The following is a 12,019-nucleotide window of genomic DNA, read 5'->3' as shown; positions in this document are numbered from 1 at the left end:
GTCAGGCTTCCGGTCTCGGGAACGCCGCCGAGTAGCGGGCGCAGACCTGCTCCAGCCGCTCGCGCGCCTGCAGCAGCGCATCCACGCAGCGCGGGCAGAACAGGCGCCCGCGCTGGGCGTAGAGGTAGGCCAGCGCGGCGTCCATCGACCAGGCCTCCTTGTACGGCCGCGGCGACAGCAGCGCGTCAAACACGTCGGCCACCGCGACGATGCGCGCTTCCAGCGGGATGTCCTCGCCCACCAGGCCGTCGGGGTAGCCGCTGCCGTCGTAGCGCTCGTGGTGGCGCAGGGCGATGGTCGCGCCCATCTGGATGAAGCGGTTGTTGCTGCCGCTGAGCAGCTCGTGGCCGATGCGCGGGTGGCGGCGCATGACCGCCAGCTCGTCCTCGTCCAGCTTGCCCGACTTGAGCAGGATCGAATCGGGTATGGCGATCTTGCCCATGTCGTGCAGCGGCGCGGCCATCTCGATGGTGCGCACGTCCTCGCTGGGCAGCCCCAGTTCGTCGGCGATCAGCCCGGCGACATGCGCCATGCGCTCGAGGAAGGCACTGGTGCCGGCGTCGCGGTACTCGATGGCGCGCGCCAGCCGTGACAGGGTCTCGCGCTCGCGCTCCTCGACCTCGTGCATGCTGGCCAGCAGCCGCTGTTCCAGCGACAGTGCCCGCTGGCGCACGCTCTGGCTGTGGCGCCGCAGCTGCAGCAGGTTGTTGCAGCGCGCGCGCAGTTCGCGCGGGCGGATCGGCTTGACCAGGAAATCGATGACCCCGGCCTCGAGCGCGCTCTGCCGCAGCGGCTCGTCGCCGACCACGGTGATCAGCACGATCGGGACGTCGCGGTTGCCGGGCATGCGCCGGAAGCGCTGGGCGAACTCCAGCCCGTCCATGTTGGGCATGCGGTAGTCGAGCAGCAGCAGGTCGGTATCGTGCGACTGGCACCAGACCAGCGCCTCCAGCGGATCGGCGAAGTCGTACACGCCCAGTTCCGGCGAGATGTCTTCCAGCACATGCCGCACCATGCTGCGGGCCGATGTCTGGTCGTCGACGATGACGATTTCCAAGCGCATGTGACTGTCTGTCCGATGAAACCGCTGTTGCCGGGAAGTCAGGCTCCCGGCACGCCGCGCCTCCTCACCGGCCCCTGCGGGCACGGTCCGGCGGACATCGCATCATCAACTGCATGCGCCGGCCCTGCAATACGCCCGTGCCCGGGCGGGCCCGCAAGCCGGTGCGCGGCGCCCGGCGGAGCGGGCGCGCGCTCAGTTCTCCGGGCGCATGTACGGGAACAGCAGCACGTCGCGGATCGAGGCGCGGCCGGTCAGCATCATCACCAGGCGGTCGATGCCGATGCCCAGGCCGCCGGTCGGGGCCATGCCGTATTCCAGGGCGCGGATGTAGTCCGAATCGTAGTGCATGGCCTCGTCGTCACCGCCCTGCTTGGCCTCCACCTGCGCCTGGAAGCGCGCGGCCTGGTCCTCCGGGTCGTTCAGCTCGGAGAAGCCGTTGGCGATCTCCTTGCCGTTGATGAACAGCTCGAAGCGGTCGGTGTAGCCCGGCTCGGTGTCGCTGGCGCGGGCCAGCGGCGACACCTCCACCGGGTGGTCGGTGATGAAGGTCGGCTGCACCAGGGTGTGCTCCACCGTGGCTTCGAAGATTTCCAGCAGCAGCTTGCCCCAGCCCCAGGACGGCTTGACCTTGATCTTCAGCCGCTCGCAATGGCGCAGCAGGGCGTCGCGGTCGGTGCAGTCGGCGACGCTGATTTCCGGGTTGTGGTGGCGGACCGCCTCGTCCATGCGCCAGCGGCGGAAGGCCGGGGCCAGGTCGATGCTGGCGCCGTCCCACTCCACCGTGGTGGTGCCCAGCACCTGCCGGGCCACGTCGCGGATCACGCCCTCGGTCAGGTCCATCACTTCGTTGTACGTGGCGTAGGCCTCGTACAGCTCCATCATGGTGAATTCCGGGTTGTGGCGGGTGCTCACGCCCTCGTTGCGGAAATTGCGGTTGATCTCGTAGACCCGCTCCAGGCCGCCGACCACCAGGCGCTTGAGGTACAGCTCCGGGGCCACGCGCAGGTACAGGTCCAGGTCCAGCGCGTTGTGATGGGTGGTGAACGGCTTGGCGGTGGCGCCGCCGGGGATGTAATGCATCATCGGCGTCTCGACTTCGAGGAAGTCGCGCGCGTCCAGCCAGGCGCGCATGGCGCGGATGATCTTGGAGCGCTTGACGAACACCTCGCGCGACTCCGGGGTCACGATCAGGTCCACGTAGCGCTGGCGGTAGCGCTGCTCGACGTCGGCCAGGCCATGCCACTTGTCCGGCAGCGGGCGCAGCGACTTGGTCAGCAGCCGCAGCGCGGTGGCCTTGACCGACAGCTCGCCGGTCTTGGTGCGGGTCAGACCGCCTTCCACGGCGATGATGTCGCCCACGTCCCAGCCCTTGAACGCGGCATAGGCCTCGTCCAGCGCGGTCGCCTGCAGGAACAGCTGGATGCGGCCGGACTCGTCCTGGATCTGGGCGAAGCTGGCCTTGCCCATGATCCGCTTGGCCATCAGCCGGCCGGCCATCTTCACGGTGCGGCCGGAGGCTTCCAGCGCCTCGGCGGTCCAGGTACCGGCGTCGGCGAACTCGGCCTGCAGCGCGCCGGCGAAGTGTTCGCGGCGGAAGTCGTTCGGGTAGGCGATCCCCTGCCCGCGCAACGCCGTGAGTTTCGCGCGGCGCTCGGCGATGAGGCTGTTCTCGTCGACGGGGGTCTGCGGCGCGGGGGTCTGGTCGTTCATGGCGTTGGCTTGGTGGTGGCGGGGGAGGAAACAGGCCCGGCCATCATGCCGATGGACGGGCGGTGGAGCGGACGCGCGGCCGCCGGGGCCGCCGCGCGCCGGTTACGCGTCGATGCGCTTGGAACCGGCTTCCAGGCCGGACTTGAGGCTGGCCTCGACGAATTCGTCCAGGTCGCCGTCGAGCACCTTCTGGGTATCGCTGCGCTCGATGCCGGTCCGCAGGTCCTTGATGCGGCTCTGGTCCAGCACGTAATTGCGGATCTGGCTGCCCCAGCCGATGTCGGACTTGGTGGCTTCCACCGCATCCTTCTCGGCGTTGCGCTTCTGGATCTCCAGCTCGTACAGCTTGGCGGCCAGCATCTTCATCGCGCGGTCGCGGTTGGCGTGCTGGCTGCGCTCGGTCTGGCAGGCCACCACCACCCCGCTGGGGACGTGGGTGATGCGCACGGCCGATTCGGTCTTGTTGACGTGCTGGCCACCGGCACCGGAAGACCGGTACACGTCGGTCTTCAGGTCGGCCGGGTTGATCTGGATGTCGATGTTGTCATCCACTTCCGGCGACACGAACACCGAGGTGAAGCTGGTGTGACGGCGGTTGTCCGAATCGAACGGGCTCTTGCGCACCAGGCGGTGCACGCCGATCTCGGTCTTCAGCCAGCCGTAGGCGAAATCGCCCTCCACGCGGAACGTCGCCGACTTGATGCCGGCCACTTCGCCGCCGGAGACTTCCAGCAGCTCGGTCTTCCAGCCGCGGCTCTCGGCCCAGCGCAGGTACATGCGCAGCAGGATCTCGGCCCAGTCCTGGGCCTCGGTGCCGCCGGCGCCGGCCTGGATGTCGACGAAGGCGTTGGCCGAGTCCATCTGCCCGGAGAACATGCGCTGGAACTCCAGCTTCTCGATCTGCGCCTGGTACTTGTCCAGGTCCGCGACCACCGCCAGCGCGGTGTCCTCGTCCTGTTCGCTCTCGGCCAGGTCCAGCAGTTCGCCGCATTCGGCCATGCCGTCGAGCACGCCGGCGATGCCCAGCACGGTCTTCTCCAGGCTGGCGCGCTCGCGCCCCAGGTTCTGCGCGTACTCGGCGTTGTTCCAGACATCGGGGCTTTCCAGCTCCCGGGTTACTTCCTCAAGACGCTCTTTCTTGGCGTCGTAGTCAAAGATACCCCCTGAGCGAGACCACGCGATCGGTCAGATCGGTGATTCGCTGGCGGATCGGATTCAGTTCGATCATGGTCGGTCCATGCAGGTGCAGACAAGCCGGCAATTCTAGCATCGCCCATCCACGCCGGCGGTGATCGCGCGCGCCCTGCCGGTCCCCCGCGGAACCGCCGGCGCTTGCCGGTAGAATCGCGGCCAGCCGCGTCGCGGCGCGGCCCTTTCAACCGATCAAGGACTCTCGCTTGAATACACGCCCCACCCGCCTGTTCGCCGCCCTTTCCCTGACCCTGGCCCTGGCCGCCTGCCAGAAGCTGGGCGGCGGCGAAGCCGACACCGCCCCCAGCTTCGCCGTCGGCGACAGCGTCTCCGGCGAGATCACCTCTTCCAGCCGCCTGAACTACAACGACGGCAGCCGCCACCAGGGCTACCGGATGGCGCTGAAGAGCGGCCAGGCCGTGGCCCTGGAACTGGGCGGCGCGCTCGATGGCCAGCTGTCGGTGTTCGACGGCCAGAACCTGCTGGCCACCGCCTCGGCGGGCGGCCACGAGGGCGAGGCCGGCGACCGCGGGCTCAGCCTGGCGTTCAAGGCGCCCAAGGATGGCACCTACCTGGTGGCGGTGAACAGCGCCAGCGCGGATGCGTTCGGCCCGTTCAAGCTCAAGAGCAGCCAGGTCACGCCCTATGACGGCAAGCCGCTGGGGGCCGGCAGCGAAGCCATCGACTGGCTGGTGGACGAAAAACAGGATTACACGCTCAAGGTCGACAAGGCCGGCATCTACGCCGTCACCATGGAATCGGGCGCGCTCGATGCCTACCTGCGCCTGAGCGGTCGTGGCGTCGATATCGAGGACGACGATGGCGGCGGCAACCTCAACGCCCGCATCCGCGCGTACCTGGAGCCGGGCGAGTACACCGTTGCCGCGTCGTCGCTCAGCGGCGGCACCGGCGCGTTCACGCTGAAGGTCGCGCTGACCCCGGTCGACAAGGACCTGATCATCCGCGACGGTAGCGCGCTGGCCGTCGGCCAGACCGCGCAGGGCATGGTCGACTCGCGCGGGCGCCGCAGCTTCGTGCTCGAGCTGGATAGCGCGCGCCACCTGCAGTTCGATGCCATCGCCGACAACTTCGATTCGGTGCTGCGGGTCAGCGGCCCCGGCATCGAGGCCGAGGACGACGACGGCGGCAACGGCACCAACGCGCGGCTGGCGCTGCGCATGGGCCCCGGCCGCTACACGGTGACCGTTTCCAGCTTCGGCAGCCAGCAGGGCGTATTCGAGCTGGAGACCACCGACCTGGGCGGCGACGCCGCCGCGCCCGCCAACAGCAACCGCAAGGACGCCGCCACCGCCACCGACGCGGCGGCCGAGGCGGCCATCGCGAACTGAAGCACCGGGGCGGCGGGTCCCTGCCCGCCGTCCCGGCGCTTCCCCCTGGCCAGCGGCGCCAGCAGTCCACCTGCGTCGCGCCCGGCACTGGCCGTCCCCCTGCAACACACCAAGGAACCCCCACGTGAAGCGACTCGCAGCTGGAGTGCTGACCCTCGCCATCGCCGCCGGCCTGAACGCCCCCGTTCACGCCGCCCCCGCCGCCCGCCCCCTCGCCAGCAACGGCGAGACCTCGGGTGAAATCACCTCCGCCACCGCGCTGAACTACAGCGACGGCAGCCGCAGCCAGCTGTTCAGCCTGCAGCTGGCGGCCGGCCAGGCGGTATCGCTGAAACTGGACGGCCCGCTCAACGGCACGCTGGCGGTGTTCCACCGCGACATGCTGGTCGGCCGCACCGAATGCGGCTGCGGCGAAGGTGCCCAGCTCAGCGTGCGCGCCGACAAGGGCGGCCAGTACCTGGTCGCGGTCAGCGGCGCCGACGCCCGCGCCTTCGGCCCGTTCCACCTCACCGCCACGCCGATCGTCGCCTATGACGGCAAGCCGCTGGCGGCCGGCCAGCGCATCACCGACTGGCTGGTCGGCGACCGCCAGACCTATACCCTGCAGGTCGACACCCCCGGGCTGTACACCGTCTCGCTGGAGTCGGACGCGTTCGACACCCGGCTGGAGCTCAGCGGCAACGGCGTGGCGCTGGAAGACGACGACGGCGGCAACGGCACCAATTCGCGGCTGGTGGCACCGCTGCAGCCGGGAACCTACACCCTCACCGCCAACGCCTTCTCGCGCAACGGCGGCGCGTTCTACCTGGGCGTGGAGCGGGCCGATTTCCCGGAAGGGCTGGTGTTCGAGGACGGCGGCGCGCTGCCGCTGGAAGGCCTGGCCAGCAGCTTCGTCGGCGCCGACCAGACCCGCAGCTTCGTGTTCTCGCTGGCGGACCGCCGCCGCGTGCAGTTCGACGCCAGCAGCCGCGACATCGACACCTTCCTGACCCTGCAGGGCCCCGACTTCACGCTCAGCGACGACGATGGCGGCGGCGGCGTGAACTCGCGCCTGTCGCAGGTCCTGGACCCGGGCGAGTACAACGTTTCGGTGCGCTCGGTGAACGGCCGCGGCGGCATCTTCCAGATCGCCACCAGCACCGCGCCGGCGCCGGATGGCCCGACCCGCCCGGTGCTCGTCCCCGGCCGCGAGACCAGCGGCCAGCTGATCGCCGGTTCGCGCAGCCTGTACACGCTGGAGGTCCCGCGCAAGGGCCACTACGTGATCAGCATGACCGGCAGCAACGGCCTGGACGGCATGATCACCCTGATGCGCGACGGCGAGGAAGTCGCCTCGCAGGACGACAGCGACACCAGCCTGGATCCGCAGCTGGAGATCGAGCTGGACGCCGGCCAGTACGTGCTGATGGCGCACAGCTTCGACCCGTCCGCGACGGGCGCCTACCGGCTGCTGGTCCGGCGCCGGTAAACCCGCGGCATCGCGCAGGCCGTCGTCTGGCGGCCTGCGCACCCGCCCGCGCGGGGGCCCGGCGGCCGCGCGCGCGGCCGGCTATTCCATCGCGCCGCGCGCACGCAGCGCGGCCCGGTAGCGGCGGCTGCACGGCAGCACGCTGCCGTCGCGCAGGTGCACACGGGCATCGCCGCTGTCCAGCGGTTCGAGCGACACCACCTGCGCCAGGTGCACGATGTAGCTGCGGTGGATGCGCACGAAGCTGTCCGGGTCCAGCCGCGCCTCGATCCCGGCGATGGTGCTGCGCAGCGGATAGTCGTGGCCGCGCACCCGCAGGTTGACGTAGTTGCCGGCGGCCTGCAGCCATTCGATGTCGCCGGCGGCGACCAGGAACTCCCGGCCGAGCTTGCGCACCAGGAAGCGTTCCGGGCGCTCCACCGGCTCCAGCGGCGGGCCTTCGTCCGGCTCGGACAGCAGACTGGCCTCGCCCTGCCAGCGCCGCAACAGGGCGCGGTAGGCCTCCATCGTCAAAACGATGTAGGCGAAGCTGCGGATGTCCTTCAGGTACTCGTAGAACAGGCCCCGCGGCCACGGCCCGAAGTCGTAGTCCATGCCCACGCTGGCGTATGCGGTCGCGCGCAGCGCCACCATGCCCAGCACGTGTACCCCGCAGACCCCCAGGCTTGCGGCGAAATAGCGCAGCGCCTGCCGCCCCCACCCGCTCCACTGGAATGGATGGCGACGGGTGAACCAGGCCATGCCCGGGAGGATCAACAGCAGCCAGACCAGCGCACTGCTGGCCTCCCACAGCGCCGGCTCCCAGGCGGCGATATCCGAGCCGCGGCGACGCAGGTCCATCAGCGTGACCACGCTGTTGGCGACGCAGTTGCCACCGATCATCACCAGCCAGAAGCCGACCTCGACCCAGCGCCTCCATGGCAGATAGCGTTCGTACGGCAGCGGTTCGGCGTCGCGCATCGGCTGCATTCTAGCCGCTGGCGTGGTTCCGGCGGTCCCCGCGCGCCCACCGTTCGTCCCTGCACGCCCCCCGGCCGTCCCCTGGCACTGGCCGGGCGGGCCGGGCGCGGCAAGGCTGGCGGCCTTTCCAACATCACCGGATGCCACCACGATGCAACGCCGCCACGACCTGGACCGGGTCCGCGTCTTCGCCTTCTGCCTGCTGGTGCTCTACCACGTGGGCATGTACTACGTGAGCTGGGGCTGGCACGTGAAAAGCCCGGCGGCCAGCACCGCGCCGGAACCGTTCATGCTGCTCACCAGCCCCTGGCGGATGTCGCTGCTGTTCCTGATCTCCGGTGTCGCCACCGCGTTCATGCTGCGCGGCCGCGGCGAAGGCTTCGTGCGCCGTCGCTCGCGCCAGCTGCTGCTGCCGCTGCTGTTCGGGATGCTGGTGATCGTGCCGCCGCAGGCCTACCTGCAGGTGGTCGAACAGCTGCCCGGCGGCTATACCGGCAGCGGGCTGGACTTCTATGGCAAGTACCTGTCTGCCTACCAGGGCTTCTGCGGCAGCGACGGCAAGTGCCTGGTCCTGCCGACCTGGAACCACCTGTGGTTCCTGCCCTACCTGTGGTGCTACACGCTGCTGGCATGGCTGCTGTGGCGGCTGCCGGCACCCGCGCTGGCGGCGCTGCGCGACGCCAGCGCCCGCCTGCTGCAGGGCTGGGGCGCGCTGCTGCTGCCGGCGCTGCTGCTGGCGCTGGCACGGCTGCTGCTGGTGGCGCGTTTCGAGCAGACCCATGCGCTGGTGGACGACTGGTACAACCACGCGCAGTACGCGAGCGTGTACCTGATCGGCTTCCTGGTGGCCTTCAACGAGGGCTTCTGGCGCTCGCTGCAGCGCCTGCGCTGGCCGGCGCTGCTGCTGGCCGCCGGCAGCTACGCGCTGCTGGTCCATACCTGGTACTTCGCCGGCCATGACGATGCCCACCCGGTACCGGAACCGCTGCGCCAGTGGCTGCGCGTGGCCTGGGCGCTGGACCAGTGGTGCGCCATCGCCGCGCTGCTCGGCTTCGCCTACCGCTGGCGCGACGTCGACAGCCCGCTGCTGCGCTACCTGAGCCTGGCGGTGTTCCCGCTGTACATCCTCCACCAGACGGTGATCGTGGTGCTGGCCCACGCGCTCAAGCCGCTGCACATTCCGGCCATGGCCGAGGCCGTGCTGCTGGTGGTGGCGACGTTCGCACTGTGCCTGGGGGCTTACGCCGTGATCCGGCGCGTCGGCTGGCTGCGTCCGCTGTTCGGGCTCAGGTCCGCGGCCGCCGCCGCGCCGGCGCCGAGGGTGGCCGACAGCCGTCCATGAGCGCCGGCGGCAGTGCCATGCCTAGGCCGCCTGGCAGTGCTCCACGATCAACTGGATCGCGCCGCCACCGCGGTAATCGTCACCGACCAGGCGGTAGGCCAGGTGCACGTGGCGGCCCGGGGCGGTGCCGGTCCAGCCGCCGAAGTGAATCGCATTAAGTGGCGCGGCCAGGCCGGGCAGGCGCAGCTCCAGTTTCAGGTGGCGCTCCTTGAGCACGCGCCAGTTGGCCACCTCGAAGTGGCCGTCGAACAGCGGCTCCGGGAACCCCTGCCCCCACGGCCCGGCCAGGCGCAGCGCCTCGGCGTGGCGGAAATCCAGCTCGGCCGCGGACAGTTCGCCGTCGCTGAGCAGTTGCTGCTGCAGCAACGCCGGGTCCAGCGTCGCCAGCACCTGCTGCTCGAACGCGGTACGGAACGCCTCCAGCCGCGACAACGGCAGGCTCAGGCCGGCGGCCATGGCATGCCCGCCGAAACGCTCGATCAGCCCGGGATGGCGCGCATCCACCGCGGCCAGCGCATCGCGGATGTGAAAGCCGGGAATCGAGCGCGCCGAGCCGCGCAGCGCCTGCGCACCCGGCTCGGCCGGGGCGAAGGCGATCACCGGGCGGTGCAGGCGGTCCTTCATTTTCGAGGCGACCAGCCCGACCACGCCGGGATGCCACTGCGCATCGAACAGGCAGGCCGCCACCGGACGCCCGCCGCTGCCGTCCAGCAGTACCCGCGACACCGCCAGCTCGGCGTCGTCGGTCATCGACTGCTGCACCGCCCGGCGCTCGGCGTTGATCTCTTCCAGCAACGCGGCAATCTCGCGTGCCTGCGCCGGGTCTTCGGTCAGCAGCAGTTCGATGCCCAGGGCCATGTCCTCGAGCCGACCGGCGGCGTTCAGCCGTGGGCCCAGGGCGAAGCCGATATCGCTGGCGGTCAGCCGCCGCGGGTCGCGGCCGCTGGCCTCGATCAGCGCGCGCAGGCCGACGCAGCCCTGGCCGGCGCGCAACCGGCGCAGGCCGGCCGCGACCAGCGCGCGGTTGTTGTCGTCCAGCGCCACCAGGTCGGCGACGGTTCCCACCGCCACCAGGTCCAGCAGCGGGGTCAGGTCCGGGCCCTTGCCATCGGCGAACGCGCCGGCCTCGCGCAGGTGCCGGCGCAACGCCATCAGCACGTAGAAGATCACCCCGACGCCGGCCAGCGCCTTGCTCGGGAAGGCATCCCCGTCCAGGTTCGGATCGACGATGGCATCGGCCGCCGGCAGCTGTTCGCCGGGCAGGTGGTGGTCGGTCACCAGCACCTGCCAGCCCAGCGCCTTGGCCGCGGCGACGCCGGCATGGCAGGCGATGCCGTGGTCCACCGTCACCAGCAGCGCCGGCTGCAGCGCCGCCAGCTCGGCCACCAGCGACGGCGACAGGCCGTAGCCATGCAGCATGCGGTTGGGCACCGCATGCACCACGTCGCGGGCGCCGAGCAGGCGCAGGCCGCGCACGCCGACCGCGCACGCGGTGGCGCCGTCGCAATCGAAGTCGCCGACGATCAGGATGCGCCGGTCGGCGGCGATCGCCGCGGCCAGCAATTGCACCGCCGCGTGCATGCCGCCAAGCAGCTCCGGCGGGTGCAGTTGCGCCAGTTTCGGCTGCGCCTGCTCGGTGCAGCGCACGCCGCGCGCGGCGTAGATGCGGCGCAGCAGCGGCAGCATGCCCTCGTCCCACTGCCCGGCGTCGCCGGGCGGGCGGCGGACGATCTTCAGGCCATCATTCATCGCGCAGTGCCGCCAGCGGCTTCTTCCAGAAGTGCCAGCGCTGGCCACGGTGGATGCGGAAACAGGCGCCATCCTCGAAATCCAGCCGCAGCTCGCGCAGTTCACCGCGGGCCATGGCATCGAGCAGCGGCGTGATGGCGTCGCCGGTGAGCTGTTCCAGCGAGCGCAGCTGGCGCAGGTCCACCAGCGCATCCACCGCCTGGTCGCCATCAATGCGCACCCCGGCCATGGCCGCCAGCCCCTGCAGCAGCGCATCGCGGCTGCGCACCTGGGCATGCCCGGTGCGCACCGATTGCGGCAACCGGCCGGCGCCCCAGAACCACAGCGAGTTGACCGCACGCCTGCCCTGTGCTGTGCGCTGCTGGTTCCACGGATGCTGGTGCAGGACCACCTGGGCCTCGGTCAGCAGCGCCCGCCACTGGCGCCCGTTGTCGCCCTCGGGCAGGTGTTCGAACAGGTCGTCGCCCAGCGCGGCATCGGGCGCGGTGAATGCCGGCAGCGGCGTGTCGTCGGGCAGGCGCAGGTACCAGCGCGACGGCGACGGCGCGTCGAGCTGGAAACCGAACCCGGCGAACAGCGGCTGCAGCGCGGGCAGCAGCGCGGCCGCGTCGGCCGGCTCCAGGCGCAGGCTCTCGGCCGATGCCATCAACCGCGCGCCCTGCATGTCCGGCATCACGTTGGCCGGGTCGGCGCGCAGCCACAGGCTGCCGCTGGCATCGCCGGCATCGACCTGGCGGGTGAGCGCGGCGGCCGACCAGTCATCGGGCTGCACCTGGAAATGCCGGCGCAACTGCGCCGATTCGCCGGCGTCGCCGGTACTGCGGTCGGCGCGTCCCAGCGCGCTGGCCACCCGTGCCGGCAGGGTGCCGCCCGGGAAACGGCTGCGGGCGGGGAGCAGCAAGGTGGCTTTGGCGTGGGTCATGGAGGGCTCTGCTGTGCGCTTGCCGGCGGGAAACGCCCCGGCAGGACTGCCGGGTTGTCTCGGATCCGGCGGGTGTCGCCGGGGCATGAGCGAGGGTACGGGCGAAACCGGCGGCCGCCAAACCGCGCCTGGCCGCGGCCGCTCCTGCGATCACGGCGCCTGTGCCGCGCCCCAGGGAAGCCGGGCCCTGCCCCGCGCGAAGCGGGGACGGCCGTGCTGCCTGGCGTCATCGCCGGCGCGTCGCGCGGGAAAGCCCGCGCCGCCG

At 70.8% G+C, this 12,019-nt stretch carries 9 protein-coding genes; 3 read left to right on the top strand and 6 right to left on the bottom strand.

What is annotated here, in order from left to right:
- Window position 1: 1 nt before the first annotated feature.
- The 3 genes from MKP15_RS05650 to prfB all read right to left on the bottom strand — a co-directional run bounded on the left by MKP15_RS05650 (window position 2) and on the right by prfB (window position 4,001).
- On the bottom strand, window positions 2–1,063 hold the full coding sequence (locus MKP15_RS05650; RefSeq protein ID WP_104938901.1) for a two-component system response regulator: 1,062 nt from the start codon (window positions 1,061–1,063) through the stop codon (window positions 2–4).
- 192 nt (window positions 1,064–1,255) lie between these two features.
- A complete protein-coding gene (lysS, locus tag MKP15_RS05645; RefSeq protein WP_104938902.1) occupies window positions 1,256–2,773 on the bottom strand; it encodes a lysine--tRNA ligase in 1,518 nt (505 codons plus the stop codon).
- A gap of 102 nt (window positions 2,774–2,875) precedes the next feature.
- Window positions 2,876–4,001, bottom strand: a protein-coding gene (gene prfB / locus MKP15_RS05640; RefSeq protein ID WP_104938903.1) for a peptide chain release factor 2 whose coding sequence is annotated in 2 segments (ribosomal slippage) — window positions 2,876–3,925 and window positions 3,927–4,001 — 1,125 coding nt in all. Because the reading frame shifts where the segments join, the coding sequence is not laid out codon by codon here.
- Window positions 4,002–4,170: 169 nt separating this feature from the next.
- Between prfB and MKP15_RS05635 the strand changes: the two genes are divergently transcribed.
- Both MKP15_RS05635 and MKP15_RS05630 read left to right on the top strand, forming a co-directional pair.
- Window positions 4,171–5,313, top strand: coding sequence for a PPC domain-containing protein (locus MKP15_RS05635; RefSeq protein WP_240212053.1), 1,143 nt, complete (start codon window positions 4,171–4,173; stop codon window positions 5,311–5,313).
- A 124-nt stretch (window positions 5,314–5,437) separates the two neighbouring features.
- On the top strand, window positions 5,438–6,781 hold the full coding sequence (locus MKP15_RS05630) for an ABC transporter substrate-binding protein (protein ID WP_240212052.1): 1,344 nt from the start codon (window positions 5,438–5,440) through the stop codon (window positions 6,779–6,781).
- Window positions 6,782–6,862: 81 nt separating this feature from the next.
- Here MKP15_RS05630 and MKP15_RS05625 read toward each other — a convergent pair whose 3' ends face one another.
- Window positions 6,863–7,741: a LytTR family DNA-binding domain-containing protein gene (locus MKP15_RS05625; protein WP_104940205.1), complete on the bottom strand. Its 879-nt coding sequence runs from the start codon at window positions 7,739–7,741 to the stop codon at window positions 6,863–6,865.
- A 151-nt stretch (window positions 7,742–7,892) separates the two neighbouring features.
- On the opposite strand from MKP15_RS05625, the gene MKP15_RS05620 reads away from it, so the two are divergent.
- Complete coding sequence (locus MKP15_RS05620) at window positions 7,893–9,083, top strand: acyltransferase (protein WP_240212051.1); 1,191 nt, start codon at window positions 7,893–7,895, stop codon at window positions 9,081–9,083.
- Window positions 9,084–9,104: 21 nt separating this feature from the next.
- Here the strand turns inward: MKP15_RS05620 and recJ are convergent, their stop codons facing one another.
- Window positions 9,105–10,832, bottom strand: coding sequence for a single-stranded-DNA-specific exonuclease RecJ (recJ, locus tag MKP15_RS05615; RefSeq protein ID WP_240212050.1), 1,728 nt, complete (start codon window positions 10,830–10,832; stop codon window positions 9,105–9,107).
- Entirely contained in the window at window positions 10,825–11,754 is a 930-nt protein-coding gene (locus tag MKP15_RS05610) for a phosphoglycerate mutase (protein ID WP_104938908.1), read from the bottom strand. The genes recJ and MKP15_RS05610 overlap by 8 nt, the downstream gene beginning before the upstream one ends.
- Window positions 11,755–12,019: the final 265 nt, after the last annotated feature.

Source organism: Stenotrophomonas sp. Y6 (assembly GCF_022436665.1).
Taxonomy (GTDB): domain Bacteria; phylum Pseudomonadota; class Gammaproteobacteria; order Xanthomonadales; family Xanthomonadaceae; genus Stenotrophomonas; species Stenotrophomonas acidaminiphila_A.
This window is presented reverse-complemented; position numbering and strand designations above follow the sequence as displayed.